The organism is Nocardia sp. NPDC058058, assembly GCF_042885355.1.
GTDB lineage: Bacteria > Actinomycetota > Actinomycetes > Mycobacteriales > Mycobacteriaceae > Nocardia.
In genome coordinates this window covers 132,534-153,191 of sequence record NZ_JBHVSA010000007.1, presented here as the reverse complement: position 1 = coordinate 153,191, position 20,658 = coordinate 132,534, and the positions used below count along the sequence as shown (strand labels likewise).

Annotated in this window: 19 protein-coding genes; 9 read left to right on the top strand and 10 right to left on the bottom strand. The window is 66.8% G+C overall.

Annotated elements, in window-relative coordinates:
• Positions 1-109: 109 nt before the first annotated feature.
• The 5 genes from aceA to ACFVUS_RS43225 all read left to right on the top strand — a co-directional run bounded on the left by aceA (position 110) and on the right by ACFVUS_RS43225 (position 5,597).
• Complete coding sequence (gene aceA / locus ACFVUS_RS43245) at positions 110-1,399, top strand: isocitrate lyase (protein ID WP_330184579.1); 1,290 nt, start codon at positions 110-112, stop codon at positions 1,397-1,399.
• Positions 1,400-1,681: 282 nt separating this feature from the next.
• On the top strand, positions 1,682-2,551 hold the full coding sequence (locus tag ACFVUS_RS43240; RefSeq protein WP_364649319.1) for a 3-hydroxybutyryl-CoA dehydrogenase: 870 nt from the start codon (positions 1,682-1,684) through the stop codon (positions 2,549-2,551).
• A 185-nt stretch (positions 2,552-2,736) separates the two neighbouring features.
• On the top strand, positions 2,737-5,055 hold the full coding sequence (gene metE / locus ACFVUS_RS43235; protein ID WP_387781165.1) for a 5-methyltetrahydropteroyltriglutamate--homocysteine S-methyltransferase: 2,319 nt from the start codon (positions 2,737-2,739) through the stop codon (positions 5,053-5,055).
• Positions 5,056-5,187: 132 nt separating this feature from the next.
• Complete coding sequence (locus tag ACFVUS_RS43230; RefSeq protein ID WP_387781162.1) at positions 5,188-5,310, top strand: hypothetical protein; 123 nt, start codon at positions 5,188-5,190, stop codon at positions 5,308-5,310.
• An 89-nt stretch (positions 5,311-5,399) separates the two neighbouring features.
• Positions 5,400-5,597 (top strand): antitoxin, encoded by a 198-nt coding sequence (locus ACFVUS_RS43225; protein ID WP_387781159.1) that lies wholly within the window; start codon positions 5,400-5,402, stop codon positions 5,595-5,597.
• A gap of 225 nt (positions 5,598-5,822) precedes the next feature.
• Here ACFVUS_RS43225 and ACFVUS_RS43220 read toward each other — a convergent pair whose 3' ends face one another.
• From ACFVUS_RS43220 to ACFVUS_RS43205, 4 genes are all read right to left on the bottom strand, one after another.
• Entirely contained in the window at positions 5,823-6,074 is a 252-nt protein-coding gene (locus tag ACFVUS_RS43220) for a hypothetical protein (RefSeq protein ID WP_387781156.1), read from the bottom strand.
• A gap of 189 nt (positions 6,075-6,263) precedes the next feature.
• The gene (locus ACFVUS_RS43215) at positions 6,264-8,381 is read right to left on the bottom strand and encodes a WD40 repeat domain-containing serine/threonine protein kinase (protein ID WP_387781153.1); all 2,118 of its coding nucleotides are present in this window, start codon (positions 8,379-8,381) and stop codon (positions 6,264-6,266) included.
• 117 nt (positions 8,382-8,498) lie between these two features.
• Positions 8,499-9,731 (bottom strand): AI-2E family transporter, encoded by a 1,233-nt coding sequence (locus ACFVUS_RS43210; protein WP_387781150.1) that lies wholly within the window; start codon positions 9,729-9,731, stop codon positions 8,499-8,501.
• A gap of 51 nt (positions 9,732-9,782) precedes the next feature.
• The gene (locus ACFVUS_RS43205; protein WP_387781147.1) at positions 9,783-10,835 is read right to left on the bottom strand and encodes an NAD(P)-dependent alcohol dehydrogenase; all 1,053 of its coding nucleotides are present in this window, start codon (positions 10,833-10,835) and stop codon (positions 9,783-9,785) included.
• Positions 10,836-10,896: 61 nt separating this feature from the next.
• Here ACFVUS_RS43205 and ACFVUS_RS43200 point away from each other — a divergent pair, with 61 nt between their 5' ends.
• Positions 10,897-11,634: a ZIP family metal transporter gene (locus tag ACFVUS_RS43200; RefSeq protein ID WP_387781396.1), complete on the top strand. Its 738-nt coding sequence runs from the start codon at positions 10,897-10,899 to the stop codon at positions 11,632-11,634.
• A 58-nt stretch (positions 11,635-11,692) separates the two neighbouring features.
• Positions 11,693-12,796, top strand: a complete 1,104-nt coding sequence (locus ACFVUS_RS43195; protein WP_387781144.1) for a S1C family serine protease — start codon at positions 11,693-11,695, stop codon at positions 12,794-12,796.
• A gap of 1 nt (position 12,797) precedes the next feature.
• Here ACFVUS_RS43195 and ACFVUS_RS43190 read toward each other — a convergent pair whose 3' ends face one another.
• The 4 genes from ACFVUS_RS43190 to ACFVUS_RS43175 all read right to left on the bottom strand — a co-directional run bounded on the left by ACFVUS_RS43190 (position 12,798) and on the right by ACFVUS_RS43175 (position 15,930).
• Positions 12,798-13,367 carry a vitamin K epoxide reductase family protein gene (locus ACFVUS_RS43190; protein ID WP_387781141.1) on the bottom strand — a complete coding sequence of 190 codons (570 nt, stop codon included), beginning with the start codon at positions 13,365-13,367 and terminating at the stop codon, positions 12,798-12,800.
• Positions 13,364-14,137, bottom strand: a complete 774-nt coding sequence (locus ACFVUS_RS43185; protein ID WP_387781138.1) for a DsbA family protein — start codon at positions 14,135-14,137, stop codon at positions 13,364-13,366. The genes ACFVUS_RS43190 and ACFVUS_RS43185 overlap by 4 nt, the downstream gene beginning before the upstream one ends.
• Positions 14,138-14,258: 121 nt before the next feature.
• Complete coding sequence (locus tag ACFVUS_RS43180; RefSeq protein ID WP_387781136.1) at positions 14,259-15,110, bottom strand: polyphosphate kinase 2 family protein; 852 nt, start codon at positions 15,108-15,110, stop codon at positions 14,259-14,261.
• Positions 15,111-15,213: 103 nt separating this feature from the next.
• Entirely contained in the window at positions 15,214-15,930 is a 717-nt protein-coding gene (locus ACFVUS_RS43175; protein WP_387781133.1) for an ESX secretion-associated protein EspG, read from the bottom strand.
• A 240-nt stretch (positions 15,931-16,170) separates the two neighbouring features.
• Between ACFVUS_RS43175 and ACFVUS_RS43170 the strand changes: the two genes are divergently transcribed.
• On the top strand, positions 16,171-17,703 hold the full coding sequence (locus ACFVUS_RS43170; RefSeq protein WP_387781130.1) for a hypothetical protein: 1,533 nt from the start codon (positions 16,171-16,173) through the stop codon (positions 17,701-17,703).
• Between the two features lie 11 nt (positions 17,704-17,714).
• Here ACFVUS_RS43170 and ACFVUS_RS43165 read toward each other — a convergent pair whose 3' ends face one another.
• Positions 17,715-18,692 (bottom strand): esterase/lipase family protein, encoded by a 978-nt coding sequence (locus ACFVUS_RS43165; protein WP_387781127.1) that lies wholly within the window; start codon positions 18,690-18,692, stop codon positions 17,715-17,717.
• A gap of 133 nt (positions 18,693-18,825) precedes the next feature.
• Here ACFVUS_RS43165 and ACFVUS_RS43160 point away from each other — a divergent pair, with 133 nt between their 5' ends.
• Positions 18,826-19,383 carry a TetR/AcrR family transcriptional regulator gene (locus ACFVUS_RS43160; protein ID WP_387781125.1) on the top strand — a complete coding sequence of 186 codons (558 nt, stop codon included), beginning with the start codon at positions 18,826-18,828 and terminating at the stop codon, positions 19,381-19,383.
• Positions 19,384-19,408: 25 nt separating this feature from the next.
• Here ACFVUS_RS43160 and ACFVUS_RS43155 read toward each other — a convergent pair whose 3' ends face one another.
• Positions 19,409-20,650, bottom strand: coding sequence for a saccharopine dehydrogenase family protein (locus tag ACFVUS_RS43155; RefSeq protein WP_387781122.1), 1,242 nt, complete (start codon positions 20,648-20,650; stop codon positions 19,409-19,411).
• Between the last annotated feature and the right edge of the window lie 8 nt (positions 20,651-20,658).

Below are 20,658 nucleotides of genomic sequence, written 5' to 3'. Positions count from 1 at the left end.
CTCGCGGGCATAGCAAGCCTGCAAATTGCCGCTCCAGCAGTGTCCGAATCATCGCGAGAGGGTTCGACCGGCGGGGCAACCGAGACCGAACGAAGAAGTGGAGTCAGAGATGTCGACTGTCGGCACCCCGAAGACCGCTGCGGAGATCCAGAACGACTGGGACACCAACCCCCGTTGGAAGGGCATCACCCGTAGCTACACCGCCGAGCAGGTTGTGAAGCTGCAGGGCACCGTTGTCGAGGAGCACACCCTCGCCCGCCGTGGTGCCGAGATCCTGTGGGATCTGGTCAACAACGAGGACTACATCAACTCCCTGGGCGCCCTCACCGGCAACCAGGCCGTGCAGCAGGTGCGCGCGGGCCTCAAGGCCATCTACCTGTCCGGTTGGCAGGTCGCCGGTGACGCGAACCTGTCCGGCCACACCTACCCGGACCAGTCGCTGTACCCGGCGAACTCGGTTCCGTCCGTGGTGCGTCGCATCAACAACGCGCTGCTGCGCGCCGACGAGATCGCCAAGGTCGAGGGTGACACCTCGGTCGCCAACTGGCTGGCCCCGATCGTCGCCGACGCCGAGGCCGGTTTCGGTGGCGCGCTGAACGCCTACGAACTGCAGAAGGCCATGATCGCGGCCGGCGCCGCGGGCGTGCACTGGGAAGACCAGCTCGCCTCGGAGAAGAAGTGCGGCCACCTCGGTGGCAAGGTGCTGATCCCCACCCAGCAGCACATCCGCACCCTGACCTCGGCTCGCCTCGCGGCCGACGTCGCCGGTGTCCCGTCGGTCATCATCGCGCGCACCGACGCCGAGGCCGCCACCCTGATCACCTCCGATGTGGACGAGCGCGACCGCGAGTTCCTCGATGGCACCCGTACCGCCGAGGGCTTCTTCGGTGTGAAGAACGGCATCGAGCCCTGCATCGCGCGTGCCAAGGCCTACGCCCCGTACTCCGACCTCATCTGGATGGAGACCGGCGTGCCGGACCTCGAGGTCGCGCGCAAGTTCGCCGAGTCGGTTCGCAGCGAGTTCCCGGACCAGCTGCTGGCCTACAACTGCTCGCCTTCGTTCAACTGGAAGGCGCACCTGGACGACGCGACCATCGCGAAGTTCCAGCGTGAGCTCGGCGCGATGGGCTTCAAGTTCCAGTTCATCACCCTGGCCGGCTTCCACTCGCTGAACTACGGCATGTTCGACCTGGCCTACGGCTACGCCCGCGAGGGCATGACCGCCTTCGTCGACCTGCAGGAGCGCGAGTTCAAGGCCGCTTCCGAGCGTGGCTTCACCGCCGTCAAGCACCAGCGTGAGGTCGGCGCCGGCTACTTCGACACCATCGCCACCACCGTGGACCCGAACACCTCGACCGCGGCTCTGAAGGGCTCGACCGAAGAGGGCCAGTTCCACTGAGTAACCCCGTGACCAGTTGTTTCCTTGTGTGACAACGGGTTTCGAGAACTCACCTCGGAGTGGCAGTCGCATCACACCTTCCGCCACTCCGGGGCCAGGAACCCGTCGAGGGGGATTCGTCCCCCTCGACGGTGTTCACCCGCCCTTCCCGTCGACAGCCCCGGCGGGGAGGGCATTTCCATATAGCTTTGATCGAAAGACCTTACGAAGGCGCAGGGTCACAAGTAAGTCCGACGCCTTCACCCATAAGCCACGACGGCTAACTAACAGCAGGAGCGGGACGTGAGCAGCGAAAAGATTCAGCGCGTTGGAATCATCGGCGCCGGACAGATGGGCGCGGGTATCGCCGAGGTTTGCGCTCGGGCACACGTCGATGTGCTCGTGTTCGAACAGACCCGTGAGCTCGCCGCTGCCGGTCGCGCCCGCATCCTGCGGTCGCTGGACCGCGCCGTCTCCAGCGGCAAGATCTCCGAGCGGGAGCGCGAGCAGACCGCCTGGCGGCTGCGCTTCACCTCCGACCTCGCCGATTTCGCGGATCGCCAGCTGGTCGTCGAGGCCGTGCTGGAGAACGAAGATGTGAAGACCGCCATCTTCGCCGAGCTCGACAAGGTCGTCACCGACCCGAACGCGGTGCTCGCGTCCAACACCTCCTCCATTCCGATCATGAAGATCGCCGTCGCCACCAATAACCCCGAGCGGGTCGTCGGCATGCACTTCTTCAACCCGGTGCCGGTGCTGCCGCTGGTCGAGCTGGTCACCACGCTCAAGACCACCGAGGCCGTCTCCCAGCGCGCCGAGCAGTTCGCCTCCGACGTGCTCGGCAAGCAGGTCGTGCGCTCCGCCGACCGCTCCGGCTTCGTCGTCAACGCGCTGCTGGTGCCGTACCTGCTCTCGTCCATCCGCATGGTCGAATCCGGTTTCGCCACCAAGGAAGACGTCGACAAGGCCATGGTGCTGGGCTGTGCCCACCCGATGGGCCCGCTGGCCCTGACCGACCTGGTCGGCCTCGACACCGTGAAATCCATCGCCGACTCCATGTACGCCGAATTCAAGGAGCCGCTGTACTCCGCTCCTCCGCTGCTGATGCGCATGGTCGAAGCGGGCCTGCTGGGTAAGAAGTCCGGCGCGGGCTTCTACCAGTACAACCGCTGACGACTGGCACGCGGGTACGAGTCTTTCGTCGTCCGCGTGGGCATAAGCTGCAATAAAGGGCTGGTGTCACCGGCCAGCCCACTCGGGGTGGACTCGAGTCCATTCCAAATCAGGGCGCAAACTGTGCGGCGCTCACCCTCGGTGGTGGGCGCCGCACAGGTGACTTAAGGAGGAGTGGCGCGCTCATGGCCAACGTCACCGATGGCTTCGGATCTAGCATTCTGGGCTATCCCCGCATCGGACCGCACCGCGAACTCAAGCGTGCACTCGAGTCTTATTGGCACGGCACGCTTTCACGCGATGAACTGGTCGAGGTGGGTCGCGAGATCCAGGAATCCCAGTTCCTCGAGCTGGCTGCCACCGGGTTGACGCAGGTCCCCGGCAACACCTTCTCTTATTACGACCACGTGCTCGACAGCGCGCTGCTCTTCGGCGCGGTGCCCAAGCGGTTCGAGCCGTATCGCGAGGGGCTGGACCCACTCGATTTCTATTTTCTGATGGCGCGCGGCAATCCGGATGTGCCGCCGCTGGAACTGGTGCGGTTCTTCAATACGCCGTATCACTACCGGCAGCCCGAGCTCGACACCGATACCGAATTCTCTTTGCACCCCGAGGCTTTGCTCGACGAATTCGATCGCGCCAAGGCGCGCGGCATCGAATTGCGGCCGGTCGTGCTCGGCCCGCTGTCGCTGCTGCTGCTGTCGAAGACCGGACATGTTCCGGGCGAGACCGAATTCGACAAACTGGTGCTGCTGGACAAGCTGCTACCGGTGTACGAGGAGCTGTTCGAGCTGCTCGCCAAGCGCGGCGCGACCTGCGTGCAGCTGGACGAGCCCTGCTTCACCAGTGACCGCTCGCCCTCCACCATCGAGGTGTTCGAGCAGGCGTACAACCGGCTCTCCAAGGCTTCGCTGCGGCCGCGGCTGCTCGTCACCGGCCAGTACGGCGACTTCGGTGAGGCGCTGGAAGCGTTGGCGCGCACCAAGGTCGAGGCCATCGGGCTCGACCTGGCGAACTTCCGCATCCGGCCCGAAGACCTGGCCAAGATTCCCGGCATCGGCCGCAAGCGGCTGTACGCGGGCGTCATCAGCGGCACCAATGTGTGGCGCGCGGACCGCGTGGTCGCGCTGGAATACCTGAACGAGCTCGCCAAGGTGTGCCCGGACATGGTCGTCTCCACCGGTGCGACGCTGCTGCACGTGCCCTACGACCTGCTCGTGGAATACGAGTTGGAAGAACATGTCGCCGACCGGCTCGCCTTCGCGAAACAGAAGGTGCTGGAAGTGGTTTCGCTCGCCAAGGCGCTCACCGAAGGGCCTTCGGAGAAGTGGCGCAAGCGGCCCACCTCGGTGCACTTCAAGCAGAAACACGCGGTGCGGCAACGGGTGTACAACGTCACCCCGCAGATGCGCGAGCGCGCGCCCTACGCCGAACGGCGAATCGCGCAGCAGGCCAAGCTGAATCTGCCGCTGGTGCCCGCCACCACGCTCGGCTCGTTCCCGCAGACCAATGCCGGCCGCCAGGCGCGCTACGACCTCGGTCAGGGGCGGCTGTCCTACGACGAGTACCGCAAGCGCATCGAAGCCGAGATCGAGAGCACCATCCGGTTGCAGGAGGACATCGGCCTCGACGTCTTCGTGCACGGTGAGCACGAACGCAATGACATGATCCAGTTCTTCGCCGAACAGCTGGACGGCTTCGCCACCACCCACTTCGGCTGGGTGCAGGTGTACGGATCACGCTGTGTGCGACCGCCGGTGCTGTACGGCGATGTGTCCCGGCCCGCGCCCATGTCGGTGGACTGGACCACGTACGCGCAATCGCTCACCGAGAAGCCGGTCAAGGGCATGGTCACCGGACCGGTCACCATGCTGGCGCGCTCCTTCGTGCGCCAGGACCAGCCGCTGTTCGAGACCGCCGACCAAGTGGCGCTTGCCATTCGGGACGAAGTGGTGGATCTGGAACGGGCCGGAATCGCCATCATCCAGGTGGACGAGCCGTCCATTCGCGAACTGCTGCCGCTGCGGGTCAAGGGGCGGGCCGAATACCTGCGCTGGGCCGTCGGCGCGTTCAAGCTGGCCACCTCCGGCGTGCTGCCGGAAACCCAGATCCACACGCACATCGGCTATTCCAGCCGCGGTGACGTGGTGCAGGCCATCGAGGAACTCGATGCCGATGTGACGGCCATCGTCGCGACCCGCTCCATCGAATGGGTGCTCAAGGCGCTGGAAGAAGACAATGCGGAAGGTCGCGGCCTCACCCACGGCGTCGGACCCGGTGTGTACGAAAGCCGTTCGGCGCGCATCCCGGATATCGACGAACTCGATGAGGCACTCACCGCCGCCGCGGCGGCCGTGACGCCGCAGCGGTTGTGGGCCAATCCGGACGGTGGTCTCAAGACCCGGCACCACTGGCAGCTCGACCCGTCCCTGCGCAATATGGTCGCGGCCGCCCGCCGCGTCCGGCGACGCGCGCTCGCGGCGGAAGCCGAAGCGGGGCAGTAACTCACACGCGTGAACACGACGGCGCGGCGGCACGGAAGCTAATCCGTGCCGCCGCGCTGTCGCGTATTCACGGTCTCGTCACGATGCAGGAATTAGCCTGCGGGCACACTTCTTTCGAGACAGGAGGCGGATATGGATCCGACGGGTAAAGGGGATCAGCCGGACCCGGACGAGAACACCAAGAGTTTCAACGAATCCGCGCAGAACAAGAGCGATCAGGTGGATCCGGATCAGCCCTGGAAGCACGGGAACTAGTCGCGAACCACACACTCGTCGTTCTCCTGTCCCGGTCGGCACGGCCGATAGCCTGTGGGCCGAGGTTGATTCGAGATAGGAGTACGACGGTGGGTCTGTTCGACAATCTGAAGGACGCGGCGGGCAAGGCGGCCGAACTGGCGAGCGCGCACGCGGACAAGCTCGACCCGCTGGTCGACAAGGTCGGCGATGTGGTCGACGACCGGACCGAGGGCAAGTACGCCCAGCACATCGACAAGGTGCAGGACGCCGCCAAGAAGGCCCTGCACGAGCAGGCGAAGAAGTAATCTCGGCCGGTCCCGCGCGACAGTGTGCGGGACCTCGGGCCGGGCAGTAGTGGATCGCGCTCGGCGTCGAGCTGCCGTCGGCCACACTGCCGTCGGTAATCCGCTACCGCCGCGACATCAACCCGTCATTCCGGCGTGCGGTTGGCCGGAAGGCACTGGAATCTGTTGTGCTGCTGCGAGTGTGGATCCCGGCCAAGTACACGCCGGGATGACGGAGTGGGGTTCTCACCAGCCGTTGTGGCTGTCGTGGCCGCTGTTGTGCTCGCGCTGGTAGCGGTCGCGGTAGTGGCCCCAGCAGTAGTTCCAGTCGAAGCCGCGGCTGTCGCGATCGCAGTACCAGTGGTAGTCGTCGCGGTCGTAATTGGCTGCGGCGGTACCGGTTCCGGCGGGCATGGCGGACGCGATGCCCGCGCCGAACGGGAGAATGAACAGGGTGGCCGCCAGAGCGGTGGTGACGCGCTTCGCGGTGGTGGTCATATGATCGGCTCCTCTTGCCTGGTCCGGGAGGTATTTCCCGATGCATGCAATGGTGCTGGTCCGCCGCGAATTACTCTGTCGCCGCATACACGCTGGAAGTGTGTCCGCGCCGACACTTCCGCGCGGCTGTTCGCACGACTTCGGCGCCTTCCGGTGGGCACGGGGCTCGGCTTCGACGCTGCGGCCGCATCAGTGGTAGTCGGCGACCTTCCACAACCGCACCGTGTTGTCGGCGCTCCCCGTGGCCAGCAGTGTCCCGTCAGGGCTGAACGCGACCGAATGCACCGCGTCGGCATGACCACTCAGCGGATTACCGATCGGTTGGCGAGACTTGTTGTCCCACAGGCGAACCGTGCCATCTCGGCTGCTACTGGCCATGAGTGTGCCGTCCGGGCTGAAGGCGATAGCCAGCACCGGTTCGGCGTGACCGCTCAGTGGATCCCCTGCGGAAGTGCGAGTATCGGTGTCCCACAGACGAATCGACGCGTCATCACCGCCGGTGGCGAGTAGCTTCCCCTCCGGGTGGAACGCCAGCGTGCGCACCGCGCCATGATGCCCCGACAGCGCCGCACCCGAGGCGATGCCGGTGCCGCCGCGCCACAGCCGGGCCGTGGTGTCCTGACTGCCGGTGGCGATCAGTGTGCCCTTCGGATGGAACGCGATCGCGCGCACCGGACCGGTGTGCGCGGCCATGGCGGTGCCGGTGGGCTGCCGCGTCTGCACCGTCCACAGCAGCGCGGTGTTGTCATCGCTACAGGTCGCCATGAGGCTGCCGTCGGGGTGAAAGGCGATGCCGCGCACCGCGTTCGTATGCGCGGTCAGCGGGCCGCCGATCGGCTGCCGGGTGTGCGCGTCCCACAGTCTCGCGGTGCGGTCATCGCCACCGGTGGCCACTAGCTTCCCATCGGGGCTGAAAGCCACCGCGCGAATCGAATTGCTGTGCCCGGTAAGCGAATTGCCGTTCTCGACGCCGGTGTGCACATCGATCAGCCGGGTCGTATTGTCCTTGCCGCCCACGGCCAGCAGTGTCCCGTCCGGGCTGAAGGCGATCGTCATCACCTGCGTCGGCAGCGTGAATTCGGCTGGGCCGCTCGGTGTTCGCGTCGGTTGGGGCGAGGTCGCCGAATCCTTCGATCCGCCACTCAGGCTCACCCCCGCCGCTGTCGCGGCCGTCCCGGCGGCGACCACGGCCCCGCCGATCAGCACCCACCGCCGCGTGAATCGGCGCGGCCGCCCGGCTCCGGGGGACATCCCGGCGGGCAGGGGCGCGGGTTCGCGGCGACCATGCGGGACCGGTTCATCCACTCGGCCGCCGCCGTAAGGCACGGACGGATGCGGCGGTGAGAAGGCCGTTTCCGCGTCCTCGCCGTGCCAGACCACTGCGGGGCCGGTAGCGCCGGGCCGACCGCCGGGGCCGGGTGCCGCGCGCCCCGGATCGGTCGAGAAGTAGTGTCCCGCAACGGTCGATCCGGAGCGATCCACGGCGTCACGGGCGGCCGCGGCGAAAGCGGCGCAATCGGGAAAGCGGTGTTCGGGCCGCTTGGCGAGCACCGTGGCCAACACATCGTCCAGACCGCTCGGCAGATCCGGGCGGTACTGGGTGGCACGCGGCGGCGGGGCGTGCAGGTGGGCCGCGACCACGGCGGCGTCATCGGCGCGCGGATACGGCGGTTCACCGGTGAGCAGTTTGAACAGCGTGCAGCCGAGCGAATACTGGTCGGCGCGATGGTCGGTCGGACCGCCCGCGAAACGCTCGGGGGCGGCATAGGCCAGCGTGGCGCTCACCCTCGAATTGGTTTCGGCGTCCTCGACGCTGCGGGCGATCCCGAAATCGGTGACCACGGTGCGTTCGATACCGCCGATACCGCGCTCCACCAACAGGTTCGCGGGTTTGATATCGCGATGCAGGATGCGATGCCGGTGCGCGTGATCGAGCGCGCGGCCCGCATCGGAGATCATCCGCACCGCCCATTCGGCGGAGACGCGGCCGCCTTCGCGGGCCAGCATGGCCGCCGCGTCACCGCCGTCGACGTATTTCATGGAGATCCACAGCATGGGATCGCCCGGCGAATTGCGGTCGTAGATGGGCACGATATTGGGGTGATCCAGGGTGGTGATCAGTGCGGCCTCGCGCTCGAATCGCGCTCGCGCCCGGTAATCCTCGGCGAAGGTGTCATTGAGGACTTTGAGCGCGACCGACCGCTCCAGCCGGGGATGCCGCGCCAGGTACACCACTCCCATGCCACCCGCGCCCAGCTGCCGTTCGATGGTGTAGCCGGCGAATACCGCGCCTGTCTGCAGTCGCATTCGGCTCCCACCCTCCGCGCCGTGCTCGCCGTCCAGCGACAGTATGCCGTGACGGCGGGCCGGGTCACCCGAGTTTGCCCGCCCTTCCGGTGGTTACGGGCGTGGCCGGTAGCGGGTTCATTCGGCCGGGGGAGTGTGGCCCCGATCACGCCGGAAGCGCTCGGCGAGCGGTTTGCGCTCGCGCGGTGGCGGTTCGGTGCCGGTCGGCGACTCCACCTCGTAGCGGCGGATATACGCGCCGATGAATGCCTGCGCGGACGCGGTGACCGGGATGGCCAGCAGTGCGCCGGTCGCCCCGAACAGGGCCGCGCCCGCGAGCACCGCGCCGAAGGCGACGGCCGGATGCATATCCAGGGTGGTCGCGGTGATGCGCGGTTGCAGCACGTAGTTCTCGAACTGCTGGTACACCACGATGAATCCGAGAATCCAGAGCGCGGTGCGCGGACTGTGCGACAGCGCGACCAGCACCGGCAGCGCACCGGCCAGATAGGTGCCGACCGTCGGAATGAATTGGGAGACAACGCCCACCCAGAGCGCGAGCGCGATGGCGGACGGGATGTCGAGGATGCGCATGGCCACGAAATGCGCGATCGTCGAGCAGAGTGCCAGCAGCGCACGGGAATACAGATAGCCGCCGGTCTTCTCCACCGCGATATCCCAGGCGCGCAACACATGTCGCTGTCGCTTGGGCGGCAGCACCGAGCACACCGCATTGCGGAAACGCGGCCCGTCGGCGGCGAAATAATAGGTGAACAGCAGCACGCCCAGCGCCTGGAACAGCACGCCGATGGCGGTGGTGCCGATACCCCACACATCACCGGCCAGTCCGACCAGCCACGACTCCAGTCTGGAACTCAATTGCGAGGCGCGTTCGGTGATATCGGTGCCGGAGAGATCGGTATGGAAGGTGCGATTGATCCAGGCGACCAGATCCTCCGCATTGTGCGGTGCGTTCTTGACCAGTGCGGTGACCTGATCCACCACCAGATCGCCCATGGCCCAGGCGAATCCGACAATCGCCAGCAGCACGATCAGGAATACCGCACCGGTCGCCGGACCGCGCCGCCAGCCGCGCGCGGCCAGCTTGTTCACCGCCGGTTCGATGGCGAACGCCAGGAACAGCGACACCACCAGCACGGTCAGCAGGCCCTGCAACTTCTGCAATGACCAGAACGTCACGACAATCCCGGCCACCGTGGCCGCCGCCAGCAGATACGCGCGCGGCAGCCACGTCGGAATCGCCACCGTCAGCCGCAATGGCGTGTCATCGTCCCCGCTCGCATCGATCCGCGCGGGTGTGTCGTTCTTCTCGGCCGCCTCGCCGGGCGCGCCGTCGCTCTCATCGGGCACACCGTCAACGTAGCGGCGCGGCAGCTTTCCCGGTGGGAGCGGCGTGTTGGACTACATGGTGGCGGCGTCGATGACGAAGCGGTAGCGGACATCGCTGGCGACGACGCGGTCGTAGGCCTCGTCGATGCGGTCCGCGGAGATGACCTCGATTTCCGCGCCGATGCCGTGTTCGGCGCAGAAGTTCAGCATCTCCTGGGTCTGCGCGATACCGCCGATCATGGAACCCGCGAGTGACCGCCGGTAGCCCGCGATGGTGAAAGGCTTTACGCTGAGCGGGTTTTCGGGCAGGCCCAGGATCACCAGGGTGCCGTCCAGCGCCAGCAGCTTCATGTAATCGTCGATGGGCAGATCCGCCGACACCGTATTGAGGATCAGATCGAAGCGTCCGCGCAGCCCGCGGAAGGTCTGCCGGTCGCTGGTCGCGTAGTAGTGGTGCGCGCCGAACCGCTCACCGTCGGCCTGCTTGCTCAGCGAATGGCTCAGCACGGTGACCTCCGCGCCCATGGCCGCGGCGATCTTCACGCCCACGTGCCCGAGCCCGCCCATACCGATGATGGCCACCCGCTTACCGGGCCCCGCACCCCAGTGCCGCAGCGGCGAGAACAGCGTCACGCCCGCGCACAGCAGCGGTGCGGCCTCGTCCAGGCCGATGCCCTCCGGAATGCCGACCACGAAGCCCTCGGTCACCACGACCTGCGTGGAGTACCCGCCCATGGTGTACCCGCCGGGCTGATCCTGCTCCGGAACCGGGGTGTTGTAGGTCATGGTCGCGCCGGGCTGACAGTACTGCTCCTCACCGGCCACGCATGGATCGCAGACGCCGCAGGAATTCACCATGCAGCCCACGCCGACCCGATCGCCGACCTTATGCCGGGTGACCTCGGATCCGACCGCGGCGACCAGGCCCGCGATCTCGTGCCCCGGGACGCAGGGGTAGCGGGTGCCGCCCCATTCATCGCGCGCGGTGTGGATATCGGAGTGGCAGATGCCCGCGAATTTCACGTCGATCAGCACATCTCGGGGTCCGAGCTCACGGCGTTCGATGGCGAGCTTCTCGAACCGGCCATCGGGCGCGGACACGGCATAGGCGGCAGCAGTGCTCATGCGTACATGCCTACCATTCCGGCGCGGCGCGCTCACGGCGCGTCGCCGGATCGGCATGCTGATGCCCGTGGCGATTCTGCTGGCACTGGTGTCGATGTGCTCCACGTTCATCGGCGGACTGGTCGCGGACCGGCTCGGCGAGCGCAAACGCCTGGTTCTCGGGCTGGCCGCGGGCGTCATGCTCGGCGTGGTCGCCTTCGACCTGCTGCCCGAGGCGCTCGAACACGACACCCGCGTCGCACTCGGCGTCCCGGTGCCGCTGCTGGCCGCGGTGGTCGGCTTCTTCACCGTGCACATCGTGGAGCAGACGGTGGCGCTGCACACCGGGCACGAGGACGAATTCGGTACGCACCACCACGATTTCGCCTCGATAGGCCTGGTGGCGGCGGGCGGACTGGTGTTCCACAGCTTCCTGGACGGGCTCAGCATCGGACTCAGTTTCCAGGTCGGCGCGGCCACCGGGGCGGCCGTCGCCATCGCGGTGATCAGCCACGATTTCGCGGACGGCTTCAACACCTTCACCCTCACCACGATGTACGGCAATGCCCGCAAACGCGGGCTGACCATGCTCGCCGCCGATGCCATCGCCCCCGTATTCGGTGCTGTCGCAGGCACTTTCCTGAAGGTGCCGGCGCAATTCGTCGGCATGTACCTCGGCTATTTCGCGGGTTTCCTGCTGTATCTGGCGACCGCGGACATCCTGCCGGAGGCGCACGCGGGCAAACCGTCCAAGGCCCCGCTGCTGCTCACCCTGCTCGGACTGGGATTCATGCTGGCCATCGCCGCACTGAGCCACTGAAAAACTGGTACACCAGTAGATACAGAGTTCGCAGCCGACGCCGCAGCGGAGGATTCCGATGTACGACCACCCGCGTCGCACGAATCATGCCGGTGGCGGACGACTATTCGCGCTGTGCTGCGTGGCCGTCGTCGGAATCACCGCGTTCCTCGGCTATCACGGTGATCTGGCGCGCTGGCCCTTCCATCGGGATCCGCCCACCGCCAGCCTGATCGGACCGCCGCTGCCGCCGCTGGACACCGAACTGGTGTCGCACCTGGTGGATCCGGTGCTGGTGAACATCACCGCCGCCATGCGGCCGTACGGGCTCGGCGCGTCCGGTTCGGGCATCGTGCTCACCGCCGACGGGCAGGTGCTCACCAGCCATCACGTCATCAAAGGCGCTGACACCGTATCGGTTTCGGATATCGGCACCGGTGCGACCTTCCCGGCCACGGTGCTCGGCTACGACTCCTCGGCCGATATCGCGCTCATCGCGCTCACCGGCGCGGACGGCCTGCCGATCGCGCGCATCGGCAGTTCCGCCGGATTGCGGCTCGGCGACCAGCTTTTGGCGATCGGCAATGCGGGCGGCACCGGCTCGCCGACCTCGGTCGGCGGTGCGATCACCGGCCTGGACAGCACCATCGTGGCCCGCAATTCGGCGGATCTGTCGCGAAAGTCCTTGCACGGCTTGATAGAAGTCGAGGCGCCCGTCGCGGCCGGACAATCCGGCGGGGCGCTGGTCGATCGATTCGGCGCGGTCGTCGGCGTCGTCACCGCCGCCTCCGGGGATCTACAGAAGGCACTCGGGCGCGGACCGGAGGGCTATGCCGTGCCCATCGACGCCGCCATGGCCGTGGTGCGCCAAATCCGTTCCGGCACACCGACGGACACCGTGCACATCGGTCCCACCGCCACCCTCGGCATCATCACCTCCGACGCACAACCGGCGGGCGCGCGCATCGATGTGGCGGTATACGGGCAACCGGCCTTCGCGGCCGGACTCGCCGAGGGGGAGGTGATCACCGCCATCGACGGCCGTTCCATCGCGAGCACCCAAACCCTCAAGGCCGCACTGAATCTGCACAAACCCGATGATGTGGTGCGCCTGGATCTCACCGCGCCCGGCGGCGGGCAGCGGACCGTGAACGTGACGCTCACGGTCGGGCCGCCCAACTAGCTCACAGGTGATCGCGCCAGTAATCCTGGAATTGGATGTACAGGATCAGAATCACCACCGCGTAGTAGATGGCGACGACGGTCCAGCGCCACTCCACCACGATCTGCAACAGCCCCCGGGACTTACCCCACAGCTGCCCGGTCACCACCGCCAGCAGCAGCGGCGTCACCGCCCACACCACCATGCACCACGGGCACAGCGCGTGAATCTGGAACACCGCCTGATAGATCAGCCAGCCGATGAACCCCATGCCGAGCACCAGCCCGGCCCACAATCCGCCCCAAATCCAGCGCGGCAGACCGATATTGGCCACCGCGAGCACCCCGAGCGTCACCACCACCGAGAACCCGACCACACCGATGATCGGATTCGGGAAACCGAACGCCGCCGCCTGATCCGACTCCATGATCGTCGTGCAGGACAGCGTCGAATCGATACTGCACAGCGGTTTGAACCCGGGTTCGGTGAACAGCTTGAACTTGTCGACCAGCAGCGTCACCGACGCACCCCAGCCGATCAACGCGCCGAGCAGCAGCGGCCAGGCCGACCGGGGTGGAGCCGAGATGATCACTTCGCCGCGGCCTCGATGACCGGCTTCAGGCCGTTCGGGCTCATCAGCGACTGCTGATCGCTGATCTGCTTACCGTTCACGTACACCGAGGGGGTCGACTTGATGCCGGTGTCGAAAACGCCCTTGGTCTCATCCTTCACGAACGCGGCGTACTTCTGATCCTTGATGCCCTGTGCCACAGCGGGATCGGTGTATCCGACGGACGCGGCGATCTGAATCAACTGATCGTCGGTCATGCCGTTGCCGCCCTCCTTGGGCTGCGCGCTGTACATCGCGGACAACCAGGCCTGGAACTTCGACGGATCCGCCGAGGCCACCACGTAGGCCGCGCTCGCCGCGCGCGTGGAGAACTGGTTGCCGCTGGAGGCGCGGTCCAGGAACGAGATGATGTTGTACTCCACCACCGCGGTGCCGTTCTTCACCTCGTCCTCGAGCACGGCCGAGTTATTGCTCTCGAACATCTGGCAGGCCGGGCACTGCAGATCGGCGACGACCTGCACCCGCACCTTGGCATCGGACTTGCCGATGCGGATCGCGCCGCCCTCGGTCAGATTGGGCGGCGTCGCACCCGTACTCGCGTCATGCGTGACGACCGGCGCGAACGATGACGTGTTCTTGTCATCGGACTTGCGCATCGCCAGGCCGATACCGATGGCCGCGATCAAACCCACCAGGACGACACCCACGCCGACCTGAATGAGGATCTTGCGATTGCGATCGGCCTGTTGAGCCTTGGCCAGAGGATTCTTGCGATCACCCGGTTTGCTCACCGCGCGTTCACCACGCCTTTCGTAGTCACGACTGCTGCGGCCCCATCTTCACCCGCGAACCTGAGAGATTCCTGGTGAAACACCGCCGTTGCTGCCAACGGCGGTGTATGGGCGGCGCGAATCACGCCTGGGCGAGCTTCTTCTTCTCGGCTTCCACATCGAAAGTGGCGGCGGGCCAATCGAGTTTCAGGCCCTGCATGGCATCGATGAGCAGTTCGGTCACCGCGAGGCGGGCGTACCACTTCGAATCACACGGCAGCACATGCCAGGGGGCGTATTCGGTATTGGTGCGATCCAGGACCGCCTGGTACGCCTCCTGATACGCGGGCCAGTAGGCGCGCTCGGCCAGATCGTTGGGGCTGTACTTCCAGTACTTGTCCGGGCGCTCCAGGCGCTGGGACAGCCGTTTCTTCTGCTCGTCGAGGGAGACGAACATGGCCACCTTGACGATCGTGGTGCCGTCGTCGACGAGTTTGCGCTCGAACTTGTTGATCTCGTCATAGCGCTTGCCCCACACCTCCGGCGGCACCAGATCGTGCACCCGCACCACCAGCACATCCTCGTAATGCGAGCGATCGAAGACGCCGATCTGCCCACCGCGCGGCAGCTGCTTGCGAATGCGCCACAGGTAGTGGTGCTTCTTCTCCTCCGCGGTCGGCACGCCGAACGCCGCGTGATCCACGCCCTGCGGATCCACCGAGCCGATCACATGCCGGACGATGCCGCCCTTGCCCGCGGTGTCCATGCCCTGCAACACCAGCAGCACACTGCGATTGTCGCCGTGCCTGCCGTTCGCGTAGAGCTTCTCCTGCAACTCCGACAGGACGCCCGCGCGTTCGGCCAGCAATTGCTCCCCGGCCTTCTTGTCACCCTTGAAACCGGGAGTCGCGGATGTGTTCAGTTCGCTGACCTGCACACCGTCGGCTCGCAGCGCTTTGGTGACCGGTTTCGACCAGGATGTTGCCTTCGCCATCCGTCATGCGTAACACGCGACGCGGCCCGGTGGGGGCAAGCACGCCGAAATTCTCCCGGTGAACCCGAGGTGATCGAGGACCGAACGCCGGGTGTCCGGGCGGTTACAGTCGGGCCAGGCGCACCAGGTGTTCGGCCAGATCGGCATCACCGACCGGGGTGAGGGTCAGATCGGTGGCGGTGGTGAGCAGATAGCGGCCGTCACCGCTGAAATCCAGCCAGGTGCGATGCCGGGTGGGCGGGGACAGCGGATTCGCGGGTTCCACCGTGACGGTGATGAAACCGCGCCCGTCCACCGGCTCGCGCAATTTGCGGCGGAAGTTGTCGGCCGCCTGATCGGGCGAATCCGTTTGGGCGGCACTGTCTTCGGCTTGCTCGCCCGGCTCGGCCGGCAGCAACACCGCATGCTGCGGTTCGCGCATCTGGGCCTGTTGCCCGGCGGGTGCGGACCCGATGATCTCCACCAGCTCCTGACCGAGTTGATCGGCGGGACAGATCATCACCGAGACGGCGTCCGGCAGCGCGACCAGAATGCCCGCGCGCTGCTGCGCCACCGCGGCGAAGGCGAGGATGCGCCGCGGCGCGGGGTGGGTGCATTCGCCGTACAGCGTGATGGTGGTGGTGTCGGTGCGCGCGCACAGCATGAGCGCGGCGGTCAGGTCCGGATCGGTGCGGCCCAGGTAGCGATGCCGCAATCGCGGTGCGGCACTCGCGTTTCCGGTGCCGCGGGTCAGGGTGTCGAGGGGATAGGGGCGGCGTTCCAGCTCGGTTTCGCGGGTCCAGACCAGCGCGAATTCGTCCGGGGTCAGCATCCACTTCATGCAGAGTCCGGCCTGCTGTCCGTCAAGGACATACGGGCGTCCCCCTTTCCTGCGGTACGACCCTCCGTCCCGATCGCGACCCTACCGGAGCGTTTCGACGGCCGCGTCCCCTCGCGTAAGGGGGCTTACTGTGACGTACCGCACGGTAGGGTTCGGCGCGGCGGTGTGCGATCATGCCATCTTGGTCGAACGACCAGAGCTGTGTGCCGTTGTGCCGCAAACAGATAGCCGGAGGCAGCAATGCATATCGAATATCCGGCGGCGGCCGCGCCCATATCGCGACCCGCGCGCCGACACCGGGCGTCGTCGCTGGTGAGCGCGCTGCTCGCGGCGGGCACCCTGGCGCTCACCGCCGGCACCGCCGGGGCCGCACCCATTCCCACCCTGCCCGGACCGGACTTCCTCGGCACACCCGCCACCGCCCAGCCCGTCACCGGCGTCCCCGCCGTCCCGCAGCACCCCGGACTCGCCGCCAATGGGAACTCCGGCATCCACGGCGACGGCTGGATGAGTGATACCTACACCCGGCCCGGCCCACTCGGACATGACACCCGGGTTGACTCGCTGCTGCTCGGCAGCGAATGCGGATCGGTCGCCTTCGATCGCGCCGGGCGCATCATCTCCACCTGTCCCGGCCTCAATCCCGGTCTGTACCTGATCGATCCGGCCGGAATGAAGGTGCTCGGCAAGTACGCCCTGCCCGGTCGCGGCCCAGGGGAGATGCTCAAACCCGGGGCCTTCTCCAATTTCGGTGGCGGAGCGTACTTCTTCCTCGACGATCAGGACCGCGCGGTGGTCGGGTCCAGCAGCGGGCACGTCCAGCTCTTCGCGGAAACCCCTGCGGCGGACGGCTTCACCCTCGAACACGACTACGACCTCACCGGCGCGCTGCGACCCGGAGAAACCCTGAACTCGGTGCTGCCCGACTCGCACGGTCTGCTCTGGTTCGTCACCAAGACCAACGGCGTCGTCGGCACCCTGAACACCGAAACCGGTGCGATACAGGTGATTCGGCTCGGCGACGGCGCGGACGGCGAGATCGAGAACTCCTTCGCCGTCGGCAATGACGGCGACGTCTACATCGCCACCAACCGCGAAATGCTGCGCTTCGACGCCGGACCCGGCGGCAGCCCCGAGGTCACCTGGCGCATCACCTACGCCAATAGCGGCCAGCACAAACCCGGCCAGGTCGACGACGGCACCGGCACCACCCCCACCGTGCTGCCCGGCGGCTACGTCGCCATCACCGATAACGCCGACCCCATGAACGTGGTCGTCTACCGCACCGCCCGCGATGCCGCGCAGCGCGAGGTGTGCAGCGTCCCGGTGTTCGCGAAAGGCGCAGGCAATACCGAGAATTCGCTCATCGGCGCGGGTAACTCGCTGATCGTGGAGAACAATTTCGGCTACTCCGGCCCCGAGGCCACCCTGGCGGGCCGCAACACCACCCCCGGGTTCGCCCGCGTCGACATCGACGCCGACGGCAATGGCTGCCACCTGGTCTGGACCAACTCCACCGTCGCCGCCCCCAGCGTGGTCGCCAAACTCTCCCTCGCCACCGGCCTGATCTACACCTACACCAAGGGCAACGACCCGACCGACCCCTGGTACTGGACCACCCTGGACTTCCGCACCGGAAACCTGGTGTGGCAGCGCCGATCCGGCTCCGGACCGCAATACAACAACAACTACGCGGGCCTGGCCCTCGGCCCGGACGGCACCGCCTATCTCGGCGTCCTCGGCGGCCTCATCTCGCTCCGCGACGGCAATTAGCGGCCGCACCCTCAGCCGCCGACCGGGCCGACGAACGGCAACACCACTGTGCACCCCACGGGCACAGCGTGTTCCGGGTCGAGCGCGTTCAGTACCACCCGCACGGCAACCGGGTCGTAGGGGAGTTCGTAATGCTCGGTGAAATCGGTCGCGCACAGGTCCTGGAGCACCACATTGCGTACGTTCGGGCCGTCCAGCAGTCCGGTCGTATAGGGCGTTGAGATCTCGTCGTAGCGCGTAACCACCGTGGTGAAAAGGATATTCGGCGCTTTCGCCGGATCGGGATCGAGCGTGCGCAGGAACGGCTCACCCGGGGACAGACCGCACGGGCCGCACTGTCGCAGCAGGTCCCGCCCCGCTTCCGTGGCCGCGGCGAGCGGCTGTAGCGAAGCCAGACCGCTCACCGTCGATCCGTGCAGCGGTGCTGCCAGCGCGACGAAATGATCGACCTTCGGAACGCCACCGAGCTGATTCAGGTAGTAGAAGGCCACCGCGCCACCGATCGAATGACCGACCAGGTCCACCTTTTCGGAACCCGTCGCTGCGCGCACCCGATCGATGAACGCGGAGATCTGCCCCGCACTGTCCTCGACGGGCGCGAACGCGCCGATCAGCGGGCCCGCCGCACCTACCCCGTACGTGGTGGTGAAGACGCAGTATCCGGCCCGGACGAGCACCGGTGACAGCGTGTTCCAGGAGATCGCGTCATTGGACAGTCCGTGCAGCAGCACCACCGGATTCGGGTGTGCCGCATCGGGTTTGCATTCCCAGTCGTTCGCGCCGGGTGGCGGCAGGCCCGGGCTGGTGAACTGGGCGGCGAGCCCGCCCGGGTAGCTGTAGGACGGTTCGGTATCGGCGGCGGCGCTGCCCGCCGCCAGTACCGGCAGTGCAGTCGCCAGTGCCAGCAGGCCGGTCGCCAGTGCCAGCGAACCGATTGTCCGCTGCTGCCGATCGGTTGTCTGTGCACCGCGGATCTTCGCTGATCGCATTGCGGGACTCCATGTTTCGTGGACCGGTCGTCTCCCGCCGTCCCCTGCGCGGCGGGATGACCGACCGGTCGGTCACAGGTTAGCGCGGGTGGGTACTCTTCGGGAAGAGCAAGTTGCCGAGAGGATTACATCGATGCCACGTCCGCCCGAACCGGGACGCAATGCCCTGCTCACCGCAGGAGCGGAAATAGCGGGGCGCGAGGGGATGCGCGGACTCTCGGTCAATGCCGTCGTCGCCGCCGCCGGAATGGCGAAAGGCACCTTCTACCACCATTTCCCGGACCGGCGCAGCTACGTGATCGCGCTGCATCACCGTTATCACGAGGAACTCGGCGCGGTCATCCTCGCGGCCATCGCCGGATGCGAACCCGGCGCGGAACGCCTGCGGGTCGGTATGACCGCCTACCTGGACGCCTGCCTCGCGACCAGCGGCACCAAAGCCTTTCTCGCGCAATCCCGCACCGATATCGACCTGATCGATCAGGTGCACGAGCGCAATCGACTGTTCGCCGCGATGATCGGCCCCGACCTGTCCGAACTGGGCTGGTCCGATCCCGCACCGGTGGCGCTGCTGGTCATCGCGATGGTCGCCGAAACCGCACTGGCCGAACTCTATTCGGCCGGTCCGCGCCCGGACCTGCGGGCCGCGCTGACGGCCCTGATAGAACGATACCCCCGCCACCAAGGGTGAGCGGGGGTCTCGCCGAGGTATGCGATCAGGCGAGGTCGACGTCGATTGTCATGCCCGCCTTGCGGAGTCGGTCGGTGAGGGCATCGCCCATGGCCGCGGCCGGGGTGAGAATGCCTGCCAGTTCGGGCAATTGGTCGAAGGCCAGGGCTAGACCGGACTGGCCGAGCATGACCGAGGTGGCGGCGTAGCCCGGATCGCCCTTACCGGCGAAGGTGCACACGTATTTCGCGCCCGAGGTGGTGTTCGCGAAGGTGCGCATGGTGAACCAGCCGCTGTTGCGGGCCTTCTCGCTCGGACCGGTGCCCGGCTTGGGCACCAGGCGGTCCAGCAGGCGACGGCCGACGGCGACCCGGGACAGCACCGCGCCCGCCGCCATACCCGCCACGATCCCGCCCGCCATACCCGCCGCCACCAGGGGAGCGGTGGCCGAGGTGCCCGCGCTCATCACCTCGCGGTAGCGGAAGTTCTTGCCGTACGGCCAGCCCAGCAGGCCATTGCTGCGGCGCACGATCTTGGTGTTGTGCGCGCCCATGACGAAGGTGGCGACCCAGCCGCGCAGGCTCGGATCGATATTCGCCGCGCGCTCCAGCGCCTGATCGCTCTGGCGGCCGACATCGGGTTCCAGGGACTTGTCCGGGCTCAGCGAATACGGGTGCGACATGATCGCGCCCTTCTTCGGATCCGCGGCGATGGCCTCCATCATGGCGCGCCCGGAATCGACCGTGCCGCCGGAGACGCCGCCCTTGAGCCACGCCACCAGGGTGACATCGGTGAGCTCACCGGTGTTGTCGTCCACGCTGCGCTTGTACAGCTGGTACACGCTCAGATCCGACGGAATCGAGTCGTACCCTGCGGAATTCACGATTTTCGCGCCGGTCTCGGCGGCCCGATCGGCGAACCGGTCGATGCATTCGCGAATGAACAGCGGCTCACCGGTGAGATCGGCGTAGTGCGTGCCGTTCTCGGCGCACGCCTGCACCAGCGGCAGCCCGTAGCGCAGGTACGGTCCGACCGTGGTGACCACGACCTTGGTGCGCGCGGCCAGATCGTTCAGGCTGGCCTGGTCCGTCGAATCCGCCTGTACCAGCGGCCATTCCGCGGCACCCGGACCCAGTTCGGCGCGTACCGCCGCCAGCTTGTCCAGCGAGCGTCCGGCCAGTGCGATCCGCGCTCCGGCGGGTGCGGCCTCGAGCAGATACTCCGCGGTCAACTTGCCGACGAAACCCGTCGCGCCGAATAGCGCTAGGTCGAATTCCCTGTCTGCCATGGTTTTTC

Coding starts and splice junctions, on each gene's coding strand:
- aceA (WP_330184579.1), top strand. CDS start 110: ATGTCGACTGTCGGCACCCCGAAGACCGCTGCGGAGATCCAGAACGAC.
- metE (WP_387781165.1), top strand. CDS start 2,737: ATGGCCAACGTCACCGATGGCTTCGGATCTAGCATTCTGGGCTATCCC.
- ACFVUS_RS43230 (WP_387781162.1), top strand. CDS start 5,188: ATGGATCCGACGGGTAAAGGGGATCAGCCGGACCCGGACGAGAACACC.
- ACFVUS_RS43220 (WP_387781156.1), bottom strand. CDS start 6,074: ATGACCACCACCGCGAAGCGCGTCACCACCGCTCTGGCGGCCACCCTG.
- ACFVUS_RS43215 (WP_387781153.1), bottom strand. CDS start 8,381: ATGCGACTGCAGACAGGCGCGGTATTCGCCGGCTACACCATCGAACGG.
- ACFVUS_RS43205 (WP_387781147.1), bottom strand. CDS start 10,835: ATGAGCACTGCTGCCGCCTATGCCGTGTCCGCGCCCGATGGCCGGTTC.
- ACFVUS_RS43200 (WP_387781396.1), top strand. CDS start 10,897: ATGCCCGTGGCGATTCTGCTGGCACTGGTGTCGATGTGCTCCACGTTC.
- ACFVUS_RS43195 (WP_387781144.1), top strand. CDS start 11,693: ATGTACGACCACCCGCGTCGCACGAATCATGCCGGTGGCGGACGACTA.
- ACFVUS_RS43180 (WP_387781136.1), bottom strand. CDS start 15,110: ATGGCGAAGGCAACATCCTGGTCGAAACCGGTCACCAAAGCGCTGCGA.
- ACFVUS_RS43175 (WP_387781133.1), bottom strand. CDS start 15,930: ATGAAGTGGATGCTGACCCCGGACGAATTCGCGCTGGTCTGGACCCGC.
- ACFVUS_RS43170 (WP_387781130.1), top strand. CDS start 16,171: ATGCATATCGAATATCCGGCGGCGGCCGCGCCCATATCGCGACCCGCG.
- ACFVUS_RS43165 (WP_387781127.1), bottom strand. CDS start 18,692: ATGCGATCAGCGAAGATCCGCGGTGCACAGACAACCGATCGGCAGCAG.
- ACFVUS_RS43160 (WP_387781125.1), top strand. CDS start 18,826: ATGCCACGTCCGCCCGAACCGGGACGCAATGCCCTGCTCACCGCAGGA.
- ACFVUS_RS43155 (WP_387781122.1), bottom strand. CDS start 20,650: ATGGCAGACAGGGAATTCGACCTAGCGCTATTCGGCGCGACGGGTTTC.